Origin of the sequence: Rahnella perminowiae (assembly GCF_019049695.1) — a bacterium.
GTDB classification, from domain to species: Bacteria; Pseudomonadota; Gammaproteobacteria; order Enterobacterales; family Enterobacteriaceae; genus Rahnella; species Rahnella perminowiae.
The window spans coordinates 18,396-41,626 of record NZ_JAFMOT010000187.1 but is presented as its reverse complement, the minus strand read 5'-3'; the positions used below and the strand labels follow the sequence as shown (position 1 = coordinate 41,626).

18 protein-coding genes and 2 pseudogenes are annotated in these 23,231 nt (G+C 55.2%); 12 read left to right on the top strand and 8 right to left on the bottom strand.

All coding sequences use genetic code 11. The features are described from left to right. Positions 1-38: 38 nt before the first annotated feature. Complete coding sequence (locus J1781_RS21885) at positions 39-926, top strand: LysR family transcriptional regulator (RefSeq protein WP_217157543.1); 888 nt, start codon at positions 39-41, stop codon at positions 924-926. Positions 927-995: 69 nt separating this feature from the next. Here the strand turns inward: J1781_RS21885 and J1781_RS21880 are convergent, their stop codons facing one another. Beyond that, a complete protein-coding gene (locus J1781_RS21880) occupies positions 996-3,773 on the bottom strand; it encodes an NADH-dependent fumarate reductase (RefSeq protein WP_217234191.1) in 2,778 nt (925 codons plus the stop codon). 606 nt (positions 3,774-4,379) lie between these two features. Here J1781_RS21880 and J1781_RS21875 point away from each other — a divergent pair. Continuing rightward, the gene (locus J1781_RS21875; protein WP_129951368.1) at positions 4,380-5,891 is read left to right on the top strand and encodes an anion permease; all 1,512 of its coding nucleotides are present in this window, start codon (positions 4,380-4,382) and stop codon (positions 5,889-5,891) included. 65 nt (positions 5,892-5,956) lie between these two features. Here J1781_RS21875 and J1781_RS21870 read toward each other — a convergent pair whose 3' ends face one another. Beyond that, on the bottom strand, positions 5,957-6,622 hold the full coding sequence (locus tag J1781_RS21870) for a GntR family transcriptional regulator (protein WP_129951369.1): 666 nt from the start codon (positions 6,620-6,622) through the stop codon (positions 5,957-5,959). Positions 6,623-6,808: 186 nt separating this feature from the next. Here J1781_RS21870 and J1781_RS21865 point away from each other — a divergent pair, with 186 nt between their 5' ends. The 7 genes from J1781_RS21865 to J1781_RS21835 all read left to right on the top strand — a co-directional run bounded on the left by J1781_RS21865 (position 6,809) and on the right by J1781_RS21835 (position 14,350). Beyond that, positions 6,809-8,302 (top strand): ABC transporter substrate-binding protein, encoded by a 1,494-nt coding sequence (locus J1781_RS21865; RefSeq protein ID WP_217138688.1) that lies wholly within the window; start codon positions 6,809-6,811, stop codon positions 8,300-8,302. Next, on the top strand, positions 8,299-9,144 hold the full coding sequence (locus tag J1781_RS21860) for an ABC transporter permease (protein WP_129990673.1): 846 nt from the start codon (positions 8,299-8,301) through the stop codon (positions 9,142-9,144). The genes J1781_RS21865 and J1781_RS21860 overlap by 4 nt, the downstream gene beginning before the upstream one ends. Position 9,145: 1 nt before the next feature. Continuing rightward, positions 9,146-10,060 carry an ABC transporter permease gene (locus tag J1781_RS21855; RefSeq protein WP_129951372.1) on the top strand — a complete coding sequence of 305 codons (915 nt, stop codon included), beginning with the start codon at positions 9,146-9,148 and terminating at the stop codon, positions 10,058-10,060. Beyond that, positions 10,057-11,439 carry a M20/M25/M40 family metallo-hydrolase gene (locus tag J1781_RS21850; RefSeq protein ID WP_331252990.1) on the top strand — a complete coding sequence of 461 codons (1,383 nt, stop codon included), beginning with the start codon at positions 10,057-10,059 and terminating at the stop codon, positions 11,437-11,439. The genes J1781_RS21855 and J1781_RS21850 overlap by 4 nt, the downstream gene beginning before the upstream one ends. A gap of 62 nt (positions 11,440-11,501) precedes the next feature. After that, complete coding sequence (locus J1781_RS21845; RefSeq protein ID WP_217234272.1) at positions 11,502-12,500, top strand: 1-aminocyclopropane-1-carboxylate deaminase/D-cysteine desulfhydrase; 999 nt, start codon at positions 11,502-11,504, stop codon at positions 12,498-12,500. Between the two features lies 1 nt (position 12,501). After that, a complete protein-coding gene (locus J1781_RS21840) occupies positions 12,502-13,500 on the top strand; it encodes an ornithine cyclodeaminase (protein ID WP_217234190.1) in 999 nt (332 codons plus the stop codon). Further along, a complete protein-coding gene (locus J1781_RS21835) occupies positions 13,493-14,350 on the top strand; it encodes a sulfurtransferase (protein WP_129990670.1) in 858 nt (285 codons plus the stop codon). The genes J1781_RS21840 and J1781_RS21835 overlap by 8 nt, the downstream gene beginning before the upstream one ends. Here J1781_RS21835 and J1781_RS21830 read toward each other — a convergent pair. Then, a complete protein-coding gene (locus tag J1781_RS21830; protein ID WP_217234189.1) occupies positions 14,343-15,971 on the bottom strand; it encodes a dipeptide ABC transporter ATP-binding protein in 1,629 nt (542 codons plus the stop codon). The genes J1781_RS21835 and J1781_RS21830 overlap by 8 nt on opposite strands. Positions 15,972-16,154: 183 nt before the next feature. Beyond that, positions 16,155-16,427, bottom strand: a pseudogene (locus tag J1781_RS21825) (SDR family oxidoreductase); the annotation flags it as partial. Between the two features lie 715 nt (positions 16,428-17,142). Between J1781_RS21825 and J1781_RS26250 the strand changes: the two are divergent. Then, positions 17,143-17,268, top strand: a pseudogene (locus J1781_RS26250) (cytochrome b/b6 domain-containing protein); the annotation flags it as partial. A 144-nt stretch (positions 17,269-17,412) separates the two neighbouring features. Here J1781_RS26250 and J1781_RS21820 read toward each other — a convergent pair. The 3 genes from J1781_RS21820 to J1781_RS21810 are packed head-to-tail and all read right to left on the bottom strand — an operon-like array spanning position 17,413 to position 19,824. Beyond that, positions 17,413-18,090: a glycosyltransferase family 2 protein gene (locus tag J1781_RS21820; protein ID WP_217234188.1), complete on the bottom strand. Its 678-nt coding sequence runs from the start codon at positions 18,088-18,090 to the stop codon at positions 17,413-17,415. After that, positions 18,087-18,656, bottom strand: coding sequence for a DedA family protein (locus J1781_RS21815; RefSeq protein ID WP_217234187.1), 570 nt, complete (start codon positions 18,654-18,656; stop codon positions 18,087-18,089). The genes J1781_RS21820 and J1781_RS21815 overlap by 4 nt, the downstream gene beginning before the upstream one ends. A gap of 7 nt (positions 18,657-18,663) precedes the next feature. Then, entirely contained in the window at positions 18,664-19,824 is a 1,161-nt protein-coding gene (locus J1781_RS21810) for a ceramide glucosyltransferase (RefSeq protein ID WP_129990665.1), read from the bottom strand. Positions 19,825-20,375: 551 nt separating this feature from the next. Between J1781_RS21810 and yahO the strand changes: the two genes are divergently transcribed. Then, entirely contained in the window at positions 20,376-20,654 is a 279-nt protein-coding gene (gene yahO, locus J1781_RS21805) for a DUF1471 family periplasmic protein YahO (protein ID WP_129951380.1), read from the top strand. A 135-nt stretch (positions 20,655-20,789) separates the two neighbouring features. After that, positions 20,790-22,577: a cation:proton antiporter gene (locus J1781_RS21800; protein ID WP_217234186.1), complete on the top strand. Its 1,788-nt coding sequence runs from the start codon at positions 20,790-20,792 to the stop codon at positions 22,575-22,577. 24 nt (positions 22,578-22,601) lie between these two features. Here J1781_RS21800 and J1781_RS21795 read toward each other — a convergent pair whose 3' ends face one another. After that, a complete protein-coding gene (locus J1781_RS21795; protein WP_129951382.1) occupies positions 22,602-23,033 on the bottom strand; it encodes a CopD family protein in 432 nt (143 codons plus the stop codon). Positions 23,034-23,231 lie beyond the last annotated feature (198 nt).

Below are 23,231 nucleotides of genomic sequence, written 5' to 3'. Positions count from 1 at the left end.
CGCTATCGACACACACAAACAACATATAAGAGGGAATCGTGGATCGTTTAACCAGCATGAATGTATTCGTCAGAACGGCCGATCTCGGTTCTTTCGCGGCCGCAGCTGAGGCATTACGTATTTCCCCGCAAATGGTCGCGAAGCATATTGCCCGTCTCGAATCACGACTGGGGACGCCACTGATCAACCGCACGACGCGGCGTCAGCATCTTACGGATATCGGACGCAGTTATTATGAGCGCTGTAAAATCGTGCTCTCAGAAGCCGAAGCGGCGGATGCCATCGCCCTTGAGATGAAAATCACGCCTTCAGGCACTTTGCGCGTTAACGCTCCGGTTACCTTCGGCACATCCTCGCTGACGCCTTTCATCACGCACTATCTTGCACAATATCCGGAGACACAAATAGAGCTGACCCTGAGCGACCGTCTGGTCGATCCGGTTGAAGAAGGTTATGAGGTGATCCTGCGAATTGGTGAACTCACTGACAGCCAGATGATTGCTTATCCGCTGCGACCGTACCGGCTGATTGCCTGTGCGTCTCCGGACTATCTTGCCCAAAATGGGGTGCCGGAAACGCCTGCAGAACTGGCCAACCATTCATGTCTGGTTTACGGTATCTGGTCGCCACAGGCCCCCTGCCGCTGGCAATTTTATAAAGAAGGAAAAATGCAGGAAATTCACCCAGAGGGCCGTTTGCGCTCGAACGACTGGCGCGCGCTGCTGCACGCCGCTGTCAGCGGATATGGCGTGACACTGGGGCCGGAAGATGTGCTGAAGGAAGAAATAAATGCAGGACGGCTGATACAGGTTTTACCCGGCTACGAAGGCCCTTCGCGACCAATGCATGTACTGACACCTGCCGGTTTACGGCAAACCGTGAAGATCCGCAGTTTTATTCAGGCGGTAAAACAAGCATTTGGCTGAACCCCCGGGCCAAAAAAAATCCACGCTTGTGCGTGGATTTTCACTTTGACGCGGTGAACAGTCAGAAGGTTACCGTTTCGCCAGCGCCGCCGCATTTTTACCGGCCAGAATGCCGAAGATAATAATATCGGCGACAGCATTACCACCGATGCGGTTCGCACCGTGGATACCACCGACCACTTCGCCTGCGGCCCAGGCACCGGTGATCGCCTGTTTCTGCACATTAAGCACGGCGGTATCAGGGTTAATGGTCACGCCACCCATGGTGTGATGCACACCCGGTGCGATGCGGATGGCAAAGAACGGGCCCTGATTAAGCGGGTGACGCAGCGCAGTCGTGCGGCCAAAGTCTTCGTCTTTTTTCTCCACGACAAACAGGTTGTAGCGCAACAACGTTTCCGACAGCGTGTGCGGATCCATATTCAGCTTCACCGCCAGTTCTTCCGGCGTAGGCGCGCTGATCACAAAGCCTTTGGCGATATACTCGTCGGCCGCTTTGTTACCCGCCCGCACCTGTTCGTCGAAGATCACCCATGCACTTTTTTCCGGTAACGCGATAATCCCGGCAGATACTTTGTCGCGGGTTTCCATTTCATTATAGAAACGCTTCCCGGCCTGACTGATCAGGATCGCACCCCCGCCACGGATCGCCTCTGAAATCAGATAAGAAGTCGTCTGCTCTACCGTCGGGTGGATCTGAATTTCGCGCATGTCAACGGTATCTGCGCCCAGTTTCTGCAGCAAGGCAATCCCGCTGCCGGTTGCACCTGCATGGTTCGTGGTCACGAAACCATCCAGTTCAGGGCGATATTTCACCACCATCTCGCGGTTGGCACTGAATCCTCCGGTGGCGACAATCACGCTTTTGGCATTCAGAATGCGGCTGTCATTGTATTCATCCACCACTTTAACGCCGGTCACCACGCCATTTTCAGACAGAATTTCGGCGACGGTGGTTTCGAGCAGCACTTCGATATCGCGCTTGTTGATGTTTTTCACCAGACCGCTGATCAGGAAGCCGCCGACTGCTGAACGATCCGCCGGACGATGCGTGCGGTCGATGCTCATCCCGCCGGTGATGGTGATATCGTTCAGTTCGATCTCTTTCGCCGCCAGCCATTCAACCGCTTCCGGGGCCAGTTCCACAAACTCTCTCAGCAGCACCGGATTGTTTTTGAATTTGCCGCCCTTCAGCGTTTCGTCATAAAACAGCTCTTTGCTGTCTTCGATGCCTTTCAGTTTCTGGAAACGGGTTTCTGCGGCGTTCATCCCCACTGAAGCTTTGATGGTATTGCCGCCGATGGTCGGCATTTTTTCGATAATCACCACATGCGCGCCTTCGTCATGTGCCTGAATCGCCGCAGCCAACCCTGCGCCACCGCTGCCCACCACCACAACATCATAGTTTTGCGGCGCCTGCGGGTTACCGCCCTCTTCAATAACATGTTCTTTACTGGACGTCGCCAGCGCACGTGAGACCGCTTTTTTCAGCGCCTCACTCTGGGTGGTCGCGCCGGTAATGGCATCGACATGCGGACTGTTGGCGACCAGCATACGGGTTCGCAGGCTTTCAAACGTGGTGGTGAAATCGACGTCCAGCGAGTCATCTTTGACCAGTGCAATATCAGTAATACGGTCAGTATCGAGCGTAACGCTGATCTTCAGCTTCAGCGCTTCAGCTTCGACTTTTTCCTGATAAACCCCGGCTTTGTATTTACGGCCGGTGACGCTGGTGTCGCGGATCATGGCATCAACCAGCGAGAAGCGCCACAGCGGCTCAGGGATGTTCAGTTCTTCGCGTTTATGGCTGTCGATAAACAGCTCGAGATGATCGTTATTGATAATACGGTCAGCCCAGTCCGGATAAGCAATACAGGCTTTCCCGACGGCGATCAGATCAAAGCCGTATTCCAGCCCCTTTTCGGCATCAGCTTTATTGATCACCCCGCCGACGCCAATCACCGGCACTTTGGCGAGGGTTTCAGATCGCATGGCACGGTATTTAGTGATGAGTGGCGTCGGATCCTGGGTATCGACAATGGAAGGACGCAACAACTGCCCGACTGAGAAGTGTACGTAGTCCAGCCCGCGGGCGGCGAGTTTTTCCAGCAGATACATTGTATCGTCAAAACGGATACCGGGGACTTCCAGTTCTTCCGGCGAGAAGCGGTAGCCGATAATAAAAGACGCATCCGCCAGGCGTTCCGCCATTTTGTGGGTGATCTCGAGGACTTCCAGCGGGAAACGTGCGCGTTTGTCGCGGTCACCGCCCCATTTATCAGTGCGCTGGTTGGAGTTCGGCGAGTAAAATTGCTGGATCAGGTAGGTGTTTGCGCCATGGATTTCCACGCCATCGAAACCGGCTTTAATGGCACGGTTCACGGCATCACCAAACTTGGTGATCAGCGTGTCCACTTCTTCGCCGGTCAGCTCTTTCGGCCGGGTCGCACCTTCACGCGGCGCAGCAATGGCGCTTGGTGCCACTGGCGTACGGCCGCCGATCAGTTCCGGCTCCACCATTCTGCCGCCGTGATAAATCTGCAGAATCGCTTTTGAACCTTTAGATTTAATGGCATCAGCAATTTTCTTCAGACCGGAAATTTTGTTGTCGCTGTCGATAGCGATCGCGCCCGGGAACGCCGGCCCCATACGGTCAATGAAGCAGCATTCGACGATGATTGTACCGATACTACCGGCACGGTCGCGGTAGTATTCCACCAGTTCACTGGTCACGGTACCGTCATAAAAGCCGGTACAGGTCGTCATAGGGGCCATCAGCAGACGGTTTTTCAGTACCGCACCGTTAGGAAGCGTGAGCGGATTAAGTACCGGTGTCAGCTTATTCATTATGATCAACTCCGAAATGTGTAAGTCTTGAATTTTTTCGTGGCCGCATTGCTTATCCTTGCTTATCGTAAATAAAAACTACCGTTTAATTAAGCAATCCGGAGCAGGTGATGAATACAGAAATCTGTGGGCTAATGTATTTATATCAGACGATAAAATTAGCGTTATAAACGTTGTTTAAGCAGGAGTTGTTTATTTAACCGGCATGAAAACCGATACCATCATCAATTGTTAATGATGAGTTGACAAAAATCAACTTTAGAATAACATAAAAAACTCTACCTTGAAAATCAGTACGTTGACCGCAAAACTGGCGTTTACTCAAATTTACTCTACAGTCATTTAAACGGATTAACGTCAAAAAAAATTAACCACAATTTCTGTAATGTCATGTGTTGCTGAATGAATGCATTACGCCATTTTGCCTGAGAACATTTACCTCAGAATAATAGTAACGTCTTAATTTCGTCACAAAGGATCCACCATCATTACGTACCGCTTAACGCATTTCAGATCGAAAGAATAATTAATGGTTTTCTGAATCAGAACACCCTCTCAGATAACCGTGGCGTAACGCTCACACTCAATTACGGGCAGACAAAATTTATGAAACCCACATCCACATTGAATGATCCCGGCACAGCCGATCCGGCCTCCGGGGTACTCACAAAACGTCTGATTATGCTGTTCCTGCCGGTGCTGGTGGCGGTGCTTTTACTGCTGACCCCGGTCCCTGCCGGGCTTGAACCCTATGCGTGGCATTTCTTCGCTATCTTTGTCGGCGTCATAGTCGGCCTGATTTTTGAACCCTTGCCTGGCGCCGTGATCGGCCTGACCGGTGTGGTGGTAATCGCCCTGTTCAGCCAGTGGCTGTTATTCAGCCCGGCCGAAATCGCTAATCCAAAATTTAAGATGCCCGCCGAGGCATTCAAATGGGCAGTGAGCGGTTTCGGCAACTCGACGGTCTGGCTTATCTTTGGCGCGTTTATGTTCGCCGCCGGGTATGACAAAACGCAGTTTGGTCGCCGTCTGGCGCTGATCCTGGTGAAATATCTCGGCCGCCGCAGCCTGACGTTAGGTTACGCCATTACCTTTGCGGATCTGCTGCTTGCACCTTTCACGCCATCCAACACCGCACGCAGCGGCGGGACCATTTACCCGATCATTGCCAACCTGCCACCCTTATATGGCTCCAAACCGAATGACCCGAGTGCGCGTAAAATCGGCTCTTATCTGATGTGGGTAGCGATTACCGCGGCATGTATCACCAGTTCGATGTTCCTGTCGGCGCTGGCCCCGAACCTGCTGGCGCTGGCGTTAGTCAAAAGCATCACCGGCTTTACTATTTCCTGGGGGATGTGGTTCCTGGCCTTCCTGCCCCTGGGCGTACTGCTGATCCTGACCATGCCACTGCTGGCCTATTGGTTCTATCCGCCGGAAGTGAAAATTAATGATGAGGTGCCGCGCTGGGCGAAAAGTGAGCTGGAGAAACTGGGTAAGCTGTCGCGCAACGAGATCCTGCTGCTGATCTTCGTGTGTTCTGCGCTGCTGATGTGGATTTTCGCTGCGGCGTGGATTGAACCCGCGCTGGCTGCACTGCTGGTCGTGGTGCTGATGCTATGGACCGGCGTGCTGAACTGGAACGACATCACCAGTAACAAACCGGCCTGGAATACCTTTGCGTGGTTTGCCACTCTGGTGGCGCTGGCGGATGGCCTGGCCCGTGTCGGTTTTATCGCCTGGCTGGGTAAAGAAGGCGGCCAGTTGCTTAACGGTTTCGACCCGCAGGTCGCCGCTGTTATGCTGCTGATTGCATTCTTCCTGCTGCATTACCTGTTCGCCAGTACCACGGCACACACCACCGCTCTGTTACCGGCTATGCTGACAATCGCGGCGGCCATACCGGGCATAAACATGCCGGTTTACTGCCTGATGATGGTGACCTCGCTGGGTGTGATGGGGATCATCACCCCGTACGGCACCGGCCCCAGCCCGATTTATTACGGCAGTGGCTATCTGCCGACCAAAGATTACTGGCGTCTCGGTACCATTTTTGGTGCGATTTTCCTCGGTAGCATGATGCTGATTGCCTACCCGTGGATGGTCATGATGTTCTGATACGTGCCCCCGCCAGACTGCCTCCCGCAGTCTGGCAACCCTTTCTGCATCACCGCAACCATCTGTCATTCCTGTAGAAAATAATGCTTACTCAGGATGGCCGCGCCGTCATCAATCGATTTGTGGATAAGCTTCACGCAGCGTTTATCATCACCGGCTTCCAGCGCCAGTAACAACTGATCGTAATTGTGCTGCCCCTGCGCCATATGCGGCGACTGGGGATAAAGATAGTTAAAGCAAGGGCCAATCTGCACCCACAGTTGCTCAATCAGCGCGGTCAGCGTGGGCATCGCGGCCATGTCATACAGCGTAAAGCGAAACTCCCGGTTCGCCTCTAAAGCGCCCTCCACGTTATTTTCCACTTTCGCTGCCATAAATCGGGCATTCAGGGTTTTCAGTAAGGCAATCTGTTCCGCAGTGATCTGCCCGCAAGCTTGCGACACCGCCAGACCTTCAAGATTTTTACGTATAAGCGTAATTTCCTGATAGCGCGCAGGCGCAATTTTAGGCACAAGAAAGGCCTGTGCCGGTGTGGCATCAAGCGCACCGGCCGATACTAAACGCAGCAACGCTTCGCGCACCGGCGTCACGCTGGTACCCAGTTTTTCAGCGATTTCTTTGGTCACCAGCCGCGCGCCTGGTTTGAGTACGCCGACGATTAATGCCCCTTTCAGTTTGGCTTCCACCTGCATGGTCAGGCTGACACGCTGCGCTTTTTCCATCTCAAACATGTGACGTTTTCCTTTAGCAAAATAATGGCTTTTCTTTTGCGGTTTAATCCGTAGCTTGCAAAAAATACATTATATAGGATATATCATGTATTGAAGAATTGAATATTGACTGACCTTTTTTGTGACGCACACCTTCACGTTAATTCCGTCAACTCTTCTGACGGCTTCACTTTGGGAATGACCGTAATGAGAATACCTGCCTTCAAACTGGCTTCACTCGCCCTGCTTATCAGCCTGGCAACACCGGCTGCTTTCGCCTCTGAACTGGTGATCGCCCAACCGGCTTCCGCCACGGCCATGGATCCGGGCTTCCTGAAAGAGTCTGCCACGCTGGTGGATAACCTCTTCGATACGCTGGTGCTGCGCGACGCCAATATGCAGTTGCAGCCTGGGCTGGCGACAAGCTGGAAACCACTGGATGATACCACCTGGACCTTCACCCTGCGTCAGGGCGTGAAGTTCAGCGACGGCGAGCCGGTTGATGCGAAGGCGGTAAAATTCTCCATTGACCGTATTCTCGACCCTGCTAATCACGCACCGACCATTTCCTATATCCGCACCATCAAATCCGTGGAAATCACCGGCGAGTATCAGGTGAACATCCACACCGCCGGCCCCGACCCGCTGCTGCCAACACGCATGAGCCGCTACCCGACCTATATTGTGCCACCGGCGTATGTCACCAAAGTCGGTGCGGCAGAATTTGCCCGTAAGCCGGTCGGTTCAGGCGCCTATACCCTTACCGCGTTTATTCCCGATGAAAAAGTGGTGATGCAGGCCAATCCGGATTACTGGCGCGGCAAACCCGCCATTGATACCGTGACCTGGCGTCCGATCCCGGAGGCTACCGGACGCATCACTGCTCTGCTGACCGGCGAAGTACAACTGGTTGATGGTGTACCGGCTGATCTGGTACCGGCGCTGAAAAACAAGCCGGGCGTACATCTTGAGCAGGTAAAAAATGGCGGGCTGACCATTTACCTCGGACTGAAGAATGACCAGAAACCGCTGAACGATGTGCGCGTACGCCAGGCGTTATCACTCGCACTGAACCGTGCGGCTTATACCCGCGATTTATTGCACGGTTTTGGCACACCGACCGGCACCATGGCCGGACCGAAAGATTTTGGTTATGAGGCCATCCCCGCCCCCGCTCAGGACATCGCCAAAGCCAAAGCGTTGCTGGCAGAAGCTGGCTATCCGCAAGGTTTCACCCTGCGCTTCCAGGCTCCCCGCCGTTATATTGCCAGCGCCGACGTCGCCCAGGCGATTGTGCAGGATCTGGCTGCGATCGGCGTGAAAGCGCAACTCGAGGTGCCGGAATGGTCGGTCTATACCCAACAGGTGGCGGCGCAAAAACAGGCACCGATGTACATGCTGGCATGGGGTTCAACCCAGACGCTGGACGCCGATGCCGCGCTTTATCCGATCCTGCACTCCGGCGAGCCGTATTCCACGGTGAATTCGCCAGAGCTGGATACTCTGCTCAACAGCAGCCGCACCCTCGTCGATCCGGCCAAACGTGAGAAAATTTTGCAGCAGATACAGGAGGTTGTCGCCAGGCAGCAACCGCTTATCCCGCTGTACAAAGAAGATTCCCTGTATGCCAGCGCCGACAACGTAGCCTTCACCGGCCGCGCTGATTCGCGGATCCCGCTGTTTGACCTGAGGATTAAATGATTTCACTGCGTACAACCCTGCAACGGAAATCCCGCCGCCGGTTTTATGGCGACGGGATCCTCGGCGCACTGTTGCTGTTACTGGTGATTGTCCCGGCGCTGCTGGCGCCGTGGCTGCCCCTGCCTGATCCGCTGACAAACAATCTGGCTGCGGCCTTTTCACCGCCGGACGGTCATCATTTGCTGGGCACCGATCAGCTGGGGCGTGATTTGCTGTCGCGGATTTTATCGGGTACGCGTCTCTCGCTGATGGTGGTGATGCTGGCCGCAGTCATTGCCGCCGTTATTGGCTCGGCGCTGGGCATGATTGCCGGTTACACCGGCGGCTGGCTTGATGCGCTGATCATGCGTCTGATGGACATTCAGCTGGCGGTGCCTTTTATCCTGCTGATCCTGCTGGTAATGGCGCTGTTCGGCGCGTCGCTGACTAATATCATTCTGATCATGGGCGTGACCAGCTGGGCGATTTATGCCCGCGTCGCCCGCGCCAAAACGCTGGAGATCCGCGAGCTGGAATTTATCGAATCAGTCAAAGCCATGGGATTTTCCACCCCGCGTATTGTGCTGCGCCATGTGCTGCCCAATCTGATGACGCCGCTGATTGTGCTGCTGACGCTGGATATCCCGCGCCTGATCGTACTGGAAGCCTCGATTGGTTTTCTCGGCATGGGCATTCAGCCGCCGACGCCAACACTCGGCAATCTGATCGGCGAAGGCCGTTCTTACATGCTGCTTGCACAGTGGCTGGTGCTGTACCCGGGGCTGGTGATTGCGGCACTGGTCATTGGCTGCAATCTGCTTGGCGACAGCCTGCTGCGTAAAACCCACACGAGGCTCGACTGATATGCTGCGTTATATTTTGCAACGCCTCGGACAATCGGTACTGGTGATGTTTGGTGTGTCACTGCTGATTTTTTACAGTCTGCACCTGACCGGTGACCCGGCGGCGGTGATGATGCCGCCGGGCTCCAGCCAGCAGGAAATTGATAACTTCCGGCACAGCATGGGTTTTGACCGTTCACTGACATGGCAGTACTGGCATTATCTGACCGGTGTTTTACAGGGCAACCTTGGCGAATCGCTGCGCTACAGCCAGCCGGTCACTGAACTGATTGGCCAGCGCGTTCCCGCCACCCTGCTGCTGGCCTTTACCGCGTTACTCTGGAGCACCGCAGCCGGTTTACTGCTCGGCATCATCAGCGCGTTATATCAGAACACAGTGTGGGATCTGATTTCGCGTCTGCTGGCTTTCAGCGGCCAGGCGGTGCCGGTGTTCTGGCTTGGCCTGCTGCTGATTATCGCCTTCAGCCTTAACCTGCGCTGGCTGCCTTCCGGCGGTTATGGCAGTGCCAGTCAGCTGGTGATGCCTGCCATCAGCCTTGGTGCGTATTACATGAGCGCCATTGCGCGTCTGATCCGTGCCAGTCTGATTGACGTTCTTCAACAAGACTACATCCGCACCGCCCGCGCCAAAGGGCTGAGCCGCTGGCGTATTGTGGTTCGCCACGGTTTACGCAATGCGCTGATCCCGGTCATTACGGTGCAGGGCATGTATTTTGCCTCGCTGCTTGGCGGTGCGCTGGTGACTGAAATCATTTTTGCCTGGCCGGGTATCGGCCGCCTCGCGGTCCAGGCGATCCAGAACCGCGATTTCCCGCTGGTACAGGCCATTGTGCTGCTCGCCGCGCTGGTGTTTGTTGGCATTAACCTGATCATCGATTTGCTCTATGTGGTACTCAATCCGAGGATCCGCCTGTGACATGTTCCATTTCCCCCTCACTGCATGCGACGCTCGGTTTACTCAATGCGATGACGCCGTTTGCCAGTGTGTCCGGCCAGCTCAGCCAGCAGCGCGAACTGGCACAGTGGCTGGAGGACTGGATCCGCCAGCAACTGAACGGCGTGCCGGTGTTGCCGGTCAGCCTGCAAAACGACGAAAGCACCCCGCCGCTGGTACATATGCGCATTGAGCGTCAGGCGGCGAAAACGCTGGTGCTGTACAACATGTACGACGTGATGCCCGCCACGGATGAAGGCTGGGAATTCCCGCCTTTCACCGGCGGCATGACTGAATGGCCGGGCACCGGCGCGGTGTATATCGCACGCGGTGCGGAGAACAATAAAGGGCCGCTGGCGGGCATGCTGATGGCGATAAAATCGCTGTGCGACACTGGCGGGCTGGACGTCAACCTCGAGATCATCCTCGAAGGCGAAGAAGAAACGGGCAGCGGCCGGTTACGCCGTTATCTGGCGCAGGAACCGTGCCCTGTGCCGTCCGCCGGTGCAGTATTTTTCCCCTCGCTGTGCGAGTACGGCGGGGGCGAACCCCGCGTGTATCTTGGTTTCAGCGGACTGAGCGGCGGCCGTTTACGCGTCAGTGGCGGCGCATGGGGCGGCCCTCATGCAGCGATCCACGCCAGTAATGCCAACTGGATTGCCAACCCCGTCTGGCGGCTGGTTCATGCCCTTCATACCATTGCGCCCGCCGTAAACAGCGGCGTCATCGCGCGTCTGCCCGTCGATGAGGCAGCAAACGAGCTGCTGCATACGCTGGCGGAAAACTTCAGCATTCGCGATGAACTGCGCTTTCGCCACAGCGAAACCTTATCGGTCAGCGGCGATACGCAGGCCTGCCTGCAACAACTGATTAACGGCGCGGTGCTTAACATTTCAGAAATCCGCAGTGACCCGCAACAGGCACGGGGTGTAATCCCGCACAGCGCCTGCGCGGAACTCGCCCTGCGCGTGCCGCCGGGCATTGACGGTGAAAATCTGCTGGCAGACGTCCGCCGGACGCTCAGCCAGGCGGAATTTGGCGGCGTGGAGCTTGAGCTGGACGACAGCTATCCCGGCCACCGTTTCCCGCGCAACAGCCCCGGCGTCGATGCCCTGCTTGCCAGCTACCAGCTACAGGGCGCAAAACCGCAGATCTGGCCGTGGGCACCAGGCTGCGCACCGGCATATACCTTTGCCCGCATCGCACCGGCCTTCCTGATTGGCGGCCTGGGTCACGGTGGCAATGCGCACGGCGTGAATGAATTTGTCACCCTGCACGGGCTGGAGCGCTTTCAGCAATCCGTCACTGACTGGATCCGTTTTTATACCCATGACAGCTCTTTTTCTGCTTTGCCGGAATAAGCCGGCGAAGCTTTGCGTCAACATCCGGGAATGTTTAAAAGATAATCAGCAGGAAAATTATGATGAAACAAACAGATGATTTTGAACGTGTTTCACTGGGATTTTTCCCCACACCGCTGGAGCGCCTGAACACACTTGGCGATTCACTTGGCATCACGCTGGATATCAAACGTGATGATTACACCGGTTTTGGCGGAGGCGGAAACAAAGTCCGCAAACTGGAATATCTGATGGCCGACGCCTGCCGTCAGCAAATCAATGTGGTGATCACCACCGGCGGACATCAGTCCAACCACGCCCGCATGGTAGCGGCAGCGGCGCGTAAGTTCGGCATGAAACCGGTGCTGGTGTTGCGTGGCAATCAGCCGGATGTCTATCAGGGCAATCTTCTGCTCGATAAGTTGTTCGGTGCGGAGCTGGAGTTTCTCGATCCCGAGGGCTATTTCACCCAAATTGAAGGCGCGATGAACGCCCATGCCGACGCCGCACAGGCGCGGGGTGAAAAGGCGCTGATTATTCCGCTCGGCGGCGCCACACCGCTCGGGGCACTGGGTTATGTGCGTGCCATAGAAGAAATGGACGCCCAGCTGAGAGAACGCAATCAGTTGCCGCCGGACGTGATTGTTGCCCCGACCGGTTCCGGCGGCACGCTTGCCGGGCTTTACGTCGGCGCACGCAAATACTGGCCGGACACCAGAATTGCCGGCATCAGCGTCAGCGCCAAAGCAGAATGGTTTCAGACACGGATTTCCGCTATGGCGCAGGATTGCGCGGATTTGCTGGAATGGTCGCAAAACTGGACGCCGGAAGATATCTGGATTGAGGACGGATTCGTCGGCACCGCGTATGGCGTGCCGTCTGACGGCGGCATTGAAGCCATCTATCGCGTCGCCCAGGCCGAAGGTTTACTGCTGGATCCGGTCTACACCGGCAAAGCCATGCACGGGCTGATCAGTCTGGTGGAGCACGGTAAAATCAGCGCCGGTTCACGGGTGATTTTCGTCCATTGCGGCGGCTCTCCGGCGCTGTATCCCTTTGCGCAGACCTTGCTGGAGCACTGAGATGACGCAGGGTTTCCGCTATCTGAGTCAGCAGGATGTGATGACGCTCGGCGGTACGCAGGCGCAGGCTGCACTGGATGATATTCGTGACGTTGTCACCTTAATGCGTCAACAACAGGCGCAGATGCCGTCGGAAACCCATGTCACTCTCGGTGGCGACCGGGGAAAAGCCTACGCGCTGCCCGCCAGTGTGGGTGGCCGTTTCAATGCCGCAGGAGTGAAATGGACGGCACATCGCCCCGATGCACACGACGGTCTGCCGCAGGCGATGGCGATGACGCTGATTAACCGCGCAGATAATGGTTTGCCGCTCGGGCTGGTGGAAAGCGCCGCGCTGACGGCCACCCGCACCGCCGCCGTCTCGGCGCTGGCGTTGCGCCATGCCGCACCGCGCCCGGTTCAGCACGTCCTCCTGCTCGGCACCGGCGTGCAGGCCACGGCGCATCTTGAGATGCTGCGCCAGCTTTTCCCTGAGCTGAAACAGGTTAGCTGGTGGAGCCGCAGCGCAACGGTTTTTGCCCCGGACAGCGAAAACCTGCCGTGGCCGCTGATCAGGTTCAGCAATTTACAGCACGCCTGCGCACAGGACGCCGGTGCGGTGATCACCTGCACCAGCGCCGCAGAACCCCTGCTGGGCACGGAGACAATCCGTCCCGGAAGGCTGGTTATCCAGGTGGGTTATCACGAAGTCGCGTTCGAAGCGATTGCCCGCGCCACACGGGTGGTGGTCGATTTGTGGGGAGATTTCTGCGAAACCAGCGCCAAAAGTCTTTTTCAGATGTACCGCGCCGGACAGTTTTCGCCGGACCGCGTGGATGCCGATTTACCCCATCTGCTGCTCGATGGCTGGCGGCCTGCGCCGGATGACAGTGTGTATTTCTCCTCGTTTGGCCTCAACGTCTTCGACATCGCCCTGGCAGCCCGCGTACTGGCACTCGCGCAGCAACAGGGAACCGGTACGTTGTTACCGCTTTTTCCGGAGTCATTTTACCTTGACTGATTATTCTGCATTACCCTTGCCGCGCATCCTTATCAGCGCCGCCGAACTGCTTGAACGCCACAAAAATGGCGAGCAGTTTGCGCTGATTGATGTCCGTGAAATCACGCAGTGGCAGGCCGGAACCCTGCCGGGCGCACATCATCTGAATGTCTATGATTACTTTATTCCCGACAGCACCCAGGCCGGTGTGAACAGCCTGTTCAATGCCTTTCGGTCTGCCTGGCAGGAACTGGCTATAAGTGACAGCGTCACGCCTGTTTTCTTTGAACAACAGGTCGGTATGCGCTCCCCGCGCGGTGCATGGTTTGCGCTATGCGGCGGTATCTGTCAGCCGCTGGTGCTCGATGGCGGACTGGATGCATGGCAACGCGCAGGCGGCGATCTCATACCGGGAACGGGCAACAGCGCAGTGATAAGCGCCGACAATCCGGATTACCGTACGGACGCCAGCATGAACATCGCACTGGCGGCCACGCGGGCCGAAGTGCTTGCGGCACAGGCAACGGGCGCAGAGATTGTGGACGCACGCCGTCCGTCAGAATTCACGGGGGAATTTGCGCATGAATGCTGTCAGCGGGCAGGAAGGATCCCCGGTGCGAAGTTGCTGTTCTGGGAGGATGTGGTGCATAACGGCGGGTTTCCGGATGCCGGCGAAATCCGCCATCGCGCGGAAAAAGCCGGACTGCGGCCCGACCGGCGGAACATTATTTATTGTCACCGGGGCGCACGCGCCGCCACAGTATTCATTGCTTTGCAGCTGGCGGGTTACCGGCAACTGGCCATTTATGTCGGTTCCTGGCATGAATGGGCAGGTCATCCTGAACTACCCCTGCTGACGGATTTTAACTGACATTGCGCAGTTTCAGCGCCTGCGCGATATCCGGCGCTGCCGCCAGTAAAGTTTGTGTGTAAGCATGCTGCGGCGTGCCCAGCACCTGTGCAGTGAGTCCGCTTTCCACAACCTTGCCATGATAAAGTACCACCACGCGGTCACACACTTGTTTCACCGCGGCGAGATCATGGCTGATAAACAGCACGGTCAGGCCGAGTTGCCGGCGAAGTTCATCCAGCAATGCCAGTATCTGCCCGCGAACCGAGAGATCTAACGCCGACACGGCTTCATCCGCCACCAGTAACTCTGGCTCTAATGCCAGCGCACGGGCAATGGCCACGCGCTGACGCTGACCGCCGGAAAATGCGCCGGGCAAGCGGCTGGCGTGATGTGCTTCCAGTCCCACCCGTTTCAGTAATTCCTCTACCCTCGCCTGAATCTGTCCGGCAGGACGCAATTTCCAGACACGTAGCGGCTCAGCAATTTGCTCACCGATGGTCATTTTGGGGTTCAGACTGGCGTAAGGATCCTGAAAGATAATCTGCGCACGGCTGCGCATTTTTTGCCGTGTGGCGTGACTGGCGCGGGTCAGGGAAACGCCGTCAAATTCGATATCACCGCTGTCAGTTTCCGTCAGGCCAATGATCGCCCGGCCCAGCGTGGTTTTCCCCGAGCCGGATTCACCGATCAGCCCCAGAATTTCACCGCGACGGATATCCAGCGTTGTCGGGAAAAGCACGGTCTGCCGTTTTGCCGGTACAAAAGGGAGATGCTGCGCCTGCGGATAGCTTTTGCTCACGTTGTGTAAACGAACCAGCGGCGATGCCGCGCAGATTGCTGCGGTGACCGGGCGCGGTTCCGGCTGGGAAGCGGCAATCAGTTTACGGGTGTAAGGCTCCTGAGGATCGGTCAGCAGTTTTGCCACCGGCCCTTCTTCCACCCGACTTCCCTGATGCATGACGTAAGCACGGTCGGCGTAACGCGCTACAACGCTCAGGTCATGGGTGATCAGCAGCACACCCATCTGCATTTCCTGCTGCAATTCCAGCAGCAACGCCAGAATTTGCGCCTGAATGGTGACGTCCAGCGCGGTGGTTGGTTCATCGGCAATCAGCAGTGACGGTTTACAGCTGATCGCGCTGGCGATCATGACCCGCTGACGCATGCCGCCGGAAAGCTGATGGATATATTGTTTCGCCCGTTGCTCCGGATTCAGAATACCGACGCGATCCAGCAAAACGATGGCCTCACGGTGTGCCTGTTTCCAGTCCAGCCCCTGATGACGTACCAGCACTTCGGCTATCTGTTCCCCGACTTTGAGCACCGGATTCATACTGGTCATCGGTTCCTGAAAAATCATCGCCAGCCGTTTACCCCGCGCAGATGCGTCAAACGTCCTCTGCGGACTGGCAATGGATTTACCGACCAGCCAGATTTCTCCCCCCGTCATACTCACTCCCGGCGGCAGCAATCCCATCAGCGCCAGCGAACTCAGTGTCTTACCGGAACCGGACTCCCCCACCAGTGCCACCATTTCACGGCGGTTCACCTGCAGGGAAAGCGGTTTGACCAGCGGTAATCCGGCATCGGTATGAATGGCGAGGTGGCGAACGTCGAGCAAAGGTCTGGCAGTCGTCATGGCGGTGATCCGGCGAAGAATTAAGCATTAAGGATATATCGTATATCTTCGAGCGACAATCCTTAAAATATCCCATCCATAGATTAATTTATGCTAATTAAGCATGATTTATCAGGGTTTATCCCTCAGACGCAAAAACCTGCCGACAGTCTCACCGTCGCCGAGTGTCATGGGGAAAACGCCTCATACCTGCGCCATACCGCCATCCACAAACAGTTCCGTGCCATTGATAAAGCTGGCAGCATCCGAGGCCAGAAACGCCACAACTTTGCCGATTTCTCCCGGTTCTCCCAGACGACCCAGCGGCACCTGTGCGGCAGGCGCATCAAATAAGCCCTGACGGTGCTCATCCGGCACCTGTCCACCCAGACCTGGCGTCCGCACCGGACCGGGACTGACAACATTCACGCGGATCCCACGTCCCTTGAGATCCAGCGCCCAGGAGCGGACAAAGGAGCAACCTGTCTGTGGATCCTTGAAGCGACATACGAAGAGTGGAAAGCAGACAACGCCCGCAAGGTTGAGTAATATTATCCTCTGAAGGACAAAACCCGGTCGGCTGACCGGGCTTTCCTCACGTTCCATCCCCATTGATTTCCCGTGTAAATTCTCCTTAGTCGCTGAACCCCCTCAGCCGCTTTCGCACGTCTTCAGCTCGCACAATACCCCTACTTGTTAACGTGGCTTTCACCACCCGATGCTACTGGCAGCAGTGGAGCCGGTACGGCTGTCTCCATTGTTCCTCAATCAAAACTCGTCATGATTTGGGAGCGTACAGCCTAAAAAAATACCCTACTCATAGGGGCATTCATCACTCTTATCTTCCGGTTCTTCACAATGTCGGCAGCGATTTACGAGAAAGCCAACCATCAGCCACAGCACCATAAAAACCGTAAATATCTTCCAGAACATGACACGTCTCCTTAAGTTCTGGAGACCATATCCAGATAAACCACAAGATGATAATGGTTAATAACGATCAAATTGTTGGTATTGATCGGTGACACCGATCAATATTTTTTAAGCGGGTTATCAGGTGCGGGGTTTTAACGGCGTTACAATCAATTCCGGACAGTCCAAAAGAGGCATTTTAAAGGTCGTTAGACAGTCCGGAATTGAGCGCGAAACAGTCCGGAAGATTTCGCCGCGCTACAATTATTGGGCCGACACTATTATCGGGTGGCATAAGTTTCTTACCACTTTTATTGAAGTGTATTTTTATGCGCACGGGGCAATGGGAGTTTTACATCTGTTAATTGAACGATATAAAAACCACTCCCCGGCTATTAATGATTAAATTATTGCCGGGTGAATGATGACATTCAGCAATTTTTAATTATGTGATACCGCCTTTCGCACAATAGCGGCTGCAAGATTCTTTTTGTGATCAGACGGATCGCTCCGTGGTTGCCAGAGCTGCGGGGCAAAGTGACATTCACACTCAGGCCCGGATTTTGCGCTTAAGACAGATAATTTGCCGTACCGATTCGCGCAAGCTGATGGTCCGGAATATATCGCGCATCATCGATATATCGGCCTGTAATCCACGCCACCTGCCGATTTTAGTGGCTTTATACGGGCTGATAACGCCCTGCCATCTGATGACCTGTAAGCGAAATCCGGCGGCAATCCAGCGCTGATTGATCCAGACTTCCAGCCCGAAATGCGGCAACCGGCGGATCTCCCCGAGATGCTTCGCCACTAACCCGCGCGCAAACACCCGTTCACCGGAGATATAATCCAGCCCGATAAACCGCCAGACCCACGGGCTGTTACGCCTCAGGCTTATCGTGACATCAGCCTGATGTTGCATCACCGGCCGGATGAGCGCGGTAATATCGTCATCATTCAGCCCGACAAGATCTGCGTCAAGCATCAGCAGATGGCTGCCCGTTGCCACAGCAATGCCTTCGGCCACGGCGTAACTTTTACCGCGATTTTCAGGCAGGCTGATCACCCTGATCCCCCTGCCTTGTGCGACTTGTGCGGTATTATCGCCGGAGCCGTCATCCACCACGATAATCTCCAGCAGCAAAGGGTGATTCTGCACCACATCCAGCACCCTGCCGATACGACCGGCCTCATTGTGTGCCGGAATAATGCAACTCACCGTGATCATTGTTTAGACCTCACCCAGAGCACCCCCGTCACGGCCAGCAGGATGAACAGGCCAAGGGATACCCAGGCTATCCAGTGATTCACCTCTGCGATAATATCGCCGAACATCCAGCCGAGGCCCAGAAGAAACAGGCTTTTAGGAATGGCCGCGATGATGTTATAGAACAGAAAAGGCACCAGCGGCATCCGCGCTATTCCCGCGCCGGTCAGCACCAGTGCGCCAGCGGAATGGGTCAGTTTGGCGAGCACCAGCAACCGCCCGCCTTTGCGATCAAAACTTTTCACCATTTTTTCCAGCCGCGGCTGTGTCAGCCCAAGACGGGCCAGCCAGCCGGGCGGTTGTCCGTCAGCTTTGATCACCCAGCGTCCGAGCGAGTAAAAAATGATATCCCCGAGCACTTCCCCCACCATCACCACGGAAAACATGGCGGACACGCTGAAATAGCCGAGACGGGCGAAGTAGCCTGCAATCACCGTCACTACCGGCCCTTCAAGGATGGCCAGCGGCGTCATGATCAATAGGCCGTGCGTTCTGATAAGCGTTTCGAGTGTTTCAAGAGAAAACATGCTGTCCTTATTTCCCTGAGTGCTGACTGGCAGACACCGGTTGTTTTTTGCCTAAGTGCCCTTCACCCAAAATAGTGCCGCGCCACGTAAAACCGCGCCCGGTCCAGCACCATAACCACAAGGCGGGCAGCAGGATATCGCGGATGCACATCGCCAGAATATCTCTTAGCTGATGCGGCCAGCCGAGCGCTTTGGCCAGCGCCCATTCGCCGCCATACCACAACACAAAAAGCACAGGAGCTGCAAACAGGGGTAAATCACCGCGGAGGGTCAGCCAGACCACTGCTGCCAGAGCAGGCAGGAAACCCATAATAATTTCAGGCACAAACAGCCAGAAAAAACCGGCACGCCGGATGCGCGCCCAGCGCAGTTGTCTGCTCCAGACCGCTTCCAGGCTGCGATGCCCGATAGGCTGCACAAAAGGTTGCGCGGGCAGACGGACTTTCAGCCCCGCGCGGCGTACCAGTTTGGTTGAGGCGACATCTTCCGCCAGCTCACTGCCCAGCGCTGCCATTCCGCCACCATTATCAAGCACCTCGCGCCGCCAGCACAATGTTTTCCCCTGCGCAAAACCGTTACCCAGAAAATCCGACAGATACTGCCAGCGCGCCTGATGCGTATTCAGCATTGCGGCTTCTACGGCACCCCATAAATTCTCCGGGATCATTCCGACTGCCGGAGAACTCACCAGCCCGGTCTGACTGTCAAAAGTATTCGCCAGTGAACGCAGATAATCCGGCGGTAACAGCAGATTGCTGTCTGCCATTGCCACCACGCCTGCGGTGGTATTGCTCCAGGCTTTATTAAGATTATTCACTTTCGGATTGGCGGATATCTTGTCATCGCCAATCAGCAGTCGTGCAGGCTTATCGGGGAATTCCGCCATCAGTTTTTCCACCAGCGGGATCACCGGATCAAACCGTGACGCCACGCAAAACACAATTTCATAAGCGGGATAATCCTGATAAAAACTGGAGCGCATGGTCTCCTCTTCGAAGGCGTTATGCCCGCACAATGGCCGCACCAGCACGATAAATTCCGAGGTTTCATGCACTTCATCGCGCAGGACGCCACTGCGCATCCGCCACCAGGCGATGACGAGAGAAGAAAACTGAAGGGTAATCAGTATGCTGCCAATCGTGGCGGTCACTGCGGTGTTTAATACCATGACGATGCCCCTTTATTGAAAATATCTGCGATGAGAATTCCAGACTTCCGGCAGTCAGAACGCTCATCCTACAGACGTTACGTTAAGGAATTCTTAAAGGGACATCGCGGGGACACGCTATCCGTCACGTTCAGTTAAAAGTAATACAGCAGGCACCCTGTTCCGTGCCGGAAAGCGGGCTGCGCACGGCCATAACCGATATGTTCTGCGCTCAGATCAGGCTGATAAGGCTGACGTTGTGCCAGTACGGCAGGTTCAAACTTAATTATTAGCAGTGAAACATTTTCCGGGTTACGTATTAACAGGCAAATAACATACACAGCGGGTATTAAATCCCCGGGGATGTTTGCGCGGGATTGATGGTTTAACACCGTATTCGCCGCTTAATTTTCCTTTCCGCCTTGTAATTATTTACTTCCTTGTCTATTACTAAATGCAGTGATAACTCATTGTTTAAAAGGTGGGTTATTGTTTAACAGGGATTTCAATCAATAAGCGTCTTCCTGTTCTTCTCCTTCAATTTACTGAGCAATTTTAAATCTGAGGCTTACATGAAAATATCTAAAGCTTTGCTGGCACTGGCTGTGATGGGTTGTGTCTCTTTTAGCGCTTATTCAGCTGAATTAATGAAGAAAGTAGATTTTGAAAAAGTGGCTTCGCAGTATACCAAAGTCGGTTCTGTCACTACCTCAAATAAAACCTCGCAGTCCGGTGCCATTGAAGATCTCTCGAAGAAAGCCGATAAAAAAGGCGGCGATGTATTTGTATTAACCTCCGGTAATACCAACAATAAAATTCACGGCACTGCTGACGTTTATAAGAAAAAATAAATCTTTTGGTTGATACTCAATATAAAAAGGCCCGCAAAAATTGCGGGTTTTTTGATGCACACTGATGCTGATTATCATTTCCTGTTTCTGGCCGTAAGCCGGACCTTTGCTTCCTCTTCTTGAAAGGGACATTTTATGCTGCTGTCGGCTCCGCTGATGCTGGTTGTAATTGGCCTGGGATCGTTACTCGCGCAGTGGCTGGCCTGGTTGCTGAAAATCCCCGCGATCCTGCCTTTGCTGTTATTGGGTATAGTGCTGGGGCCGGTCACGCACGTCGTTATGCCCGATGCCCTGTTTGGCGATTTGCTGTTTCCGCTGGTCTCAATATCGGTGGCCATCATTTTGTTCGAGGGCGCGCTGACGCTCAGAATTGATGAAGTTCGCGGATTGGGTGGCGTGGTCCGCAATCTGGTCACGATTGGCATGCTGGTCACGTTCTGCGTGATCAGCCTCGCCTGCTGGTGGCTGCTCGGGTTTGAACCGGAACTGGCAGCGCTGGTCGGTGCGGTAACGGTGGTGACCGGTCCGACAGTGATTGCACCGTTAATGCGCGTGGTTCGCCCGAACACGGCGATTAATCAGGTTCTGCGCTGGGAAGGAATTGTGATTGACCCGGTAGGCGCGATTTTCACGCTGCTGGTATTCGAATTCATCACCCTGCGCCAGCACGCCGAATCACTGATGCATCTGTTCTGGACACTCGGAGCAACCGTCGCCGTCGGGCTGGTGCTGGGCTCGGTTTTTGGTTATGCGCTCGGCGTGGCCCTGCGCCGCGTATGGATCCCCGCCTATCTGCAAAACCTGGGAGTACTGGCGGTGATGCTGACCGCTTTTGGCGTTTCCAATGCCATTGCCGATGAATCGGGCATGCTGACCGTCACCGTGGCGGGCATCTGGCTGGCTAATATGCGTGATGTGGATACCACCGACATTCTGGCATTTAAAGAGGAACTGTCAGCAATTCTGATCTCCGCACTGTTTATCATTCTGGCTGCCAGGCTGGATCTCCATGCACTGATGGCGATGGGCTGGCCACTGATTATTTTGCTGCTGGTGGTGCAGTTTGTTGCGCGTCCGCTGTGTATAGCCGTGTCAACCTGGCGGTCATCGTTGCACTGGCGGGACCGGTTATTACTGTGCTGGATAGCGCCGCGGGGCATTGTCGCCGCCGCCGTCAGCTCCCTGTTCGCCCTCACGCTACAACGCATGCATTACCCGCAGGCCGACAAACTGGTGACCGTGGTCTTTGCCGTGATCATCGGCACCGTGGTATTACAAAGCCTTTCCAGCCGTGCCATCGCACGCGGATTACGGGTGCAACAAAAAGCACCGCGCGGCGTGCTGATCATCGGCGCGAACGGTGTGGCCAGAATGCTGGCAAAAGTACTGATGAAGCAGGATATTCCGGTGCGGCTCACCGACAGCAGCTGGGAATATTACCGGCAGGCGCGGATGGATGGCATTCCGGCGTATTATGGTAACGCGTGGTCTGAACATGCGGAAAACTATCTGGATCTGAGCAGCACCGCGCAGGTGCTGGCACTGTCTCCGAACCGCCATCAGAATGCGCTGGCAGTCTACCATTTCAGCCACATTTTCGGCCGGGAAAAGGTATTTGCCGTACGCTCAGGTCCGGTGCCCAAAGGCGGACGCTCGCAGGAAAACAGCCGTTTTCAGCGTCACGAAGTACTGTTCAGCACCGAAGCCACTTATTCCAGGCTCAGTTCCCTGCTGGCGAAAGGCGCGGTGATTAAGGCCACACAGTTAAATGAGAGTTTTGGCTGGATTGATTATCTTGAGAAAAACAGCGGCGTGCTGCCGCTGTTTGCCGTGCGCGAAAACCATTCACTGACAATATTAAAAGAAGGCAATATTCCGCCGGTGCCTTGCACCCTGATTGCCCTGGTGAACGGTGAGTCATAGCGCCATACGGATAATGAATAAATTTTAGAAGGGCCTGATTATCGCCAGAATACCGATGAAGATCACACCGGTAATAATGACCACACCGGCGTTGCGCACCAGGGCGAAATCTTTGACCGGCTGACCGGTGGCGCGGCGACGTAAATCCCCGGAAAGCAGGCCGTGCAGCGCGGAGAGGATCAATACCACGACCATTTTTATCAGCAGCCAGGCATGCGGGAATTTGCCATAACTGACAATCATCACGATGCCCGCCACCCACAACAGGATCATCGCCGGGCTGGTGACACTGCGCGTCCATTTGCGCACCGTCTCAAGCAGTAACTTCTGCCCTGCACTTTCCGCCGCGCCGGATGTGCGCGAATATGCCATCGACACCAGCGCCATGGCCAGCATGCCGCCAATCCACAATACACCCGCAATGATGTGCAAGGCGTTGAACCACTCATGAAGCATTTTTATCTCTCCGGAAGTTAACAACAATTCTGCCTGCGGCGGATGGCTCCAGCCCGCTGTCTCTCCGCCGCTTTTAACGGATTATGTCTCTTTCCCGTACTAAAGGCACGGTTAAGTCGTCACTTTTTCTTATTCATACCGGGTGTTTACAAGCAGTAGGTAGACTGGTATACCTACTCATATCTGTACAAGACGAGA

Bases quoted from the DNA above. Each gene is read 5' to 3' on its own strand.
- J1781_RS21880 (WP_217234191.1), bottom strand. From the start codon at position 3,773: ATGAATAAGCTGACACCGGTACTTAATCCGCTCACGCTTCCTAACGGT.
- J1781_RS21820 (WP_217234188.1), bottom strand. From the start codon at position 18,090: ATGATCACGGTGAGTTGCATTATTCCGGCACACAATGAGGCCGGTCGT.
- J1781_RS21840 (WP_217234190.1), top strand. From the start codon at position 12,502: ATGACGCAGGGTTTCCGCTATCTGAGTCAGCAGGATGTGATGACGCTC.
- J1781_RS21870 (WP_129951369.1), bottom strand. From the start codon at position 6,622: ATGTTTGAGATGGAAAAAGCGCAGCGTGTCAGCCTGACCATGCAGGTG.
- J1781_RS21875 (WP_129951368.1), top strand. From the start codon at position 4,380: ATGAAACCCACATCCACATTGAATGATCCCGGCACAGCCGATCCGGCC.
- J1781_RS21800 (WP_217234186.1), top strand. From the start codon at position 20,790: ATGCTGCTGTCGGCTCCGCTGATGCTGGTTGTAATTGGCCTGGGATCG.
- J1781_RS21815 (WP_217234187.1), bottom strand. From the start codon at position 18,656: ATGTTTTCTCTTGAAACACTCGAAACGCTTATCAGAACGCACGGCCTA.
- J1781_RS21810 (WP_129990665.1), bottom strand. From the start codon at position 19,824: ATGGTATTAAACACCGCAGTGACCGCCACGATTGGCAGCATACTGATT.
- J1781_RS21795 (WP_129951382.1), bottom strand. From the start codon at position 23,033: ATGCTTCATGAGTGGTTCAACGCCTTGCACATCATTGCGGGTGTATTG.
- J1781_RS21865 (WP_217138688.1), top strand. From the start codon at position 6,809: ATGAGAATACCTGCCTTCAAACTGGCTTCACTCGCCCTGCTTATCAGC.
- J1781_RS21855 (WP_129951372.1), top strand. From the start codon at position 9,146: ATGCTGCGTTATATTTTGCAACGCCTCGGACAATCGGTACTGGTGATG.
- J1781_RS21845 (WP_217234272.1), top strand. From the start codon at position 11,502: ATGAAACAAACAGATGATTTTGAACGTGTTTCACTGGGATTTTTCCCC.
- J1781_RS21830 (WP_217234189.1), bottom strand. From the start codon at position 15,971: ATGACGACTGCCAGACCTTTGCTCGACGTTCGCCACCTCGCCATTCAT.
- J1781_RS21860 (WP_129990673.1), top strand. From the start codon at position 8,299: ATGATTTCACTGCGTACAACCCTGCAACGGAAATCCCGCCGCCGGTTT.
- yahO (WP_129951380.1), top strand. From the start codon at position 20,376: ATGAAAATATCTAAAGCTTTGCTGGCACTGGCTGTGATGGGTTGTGTC.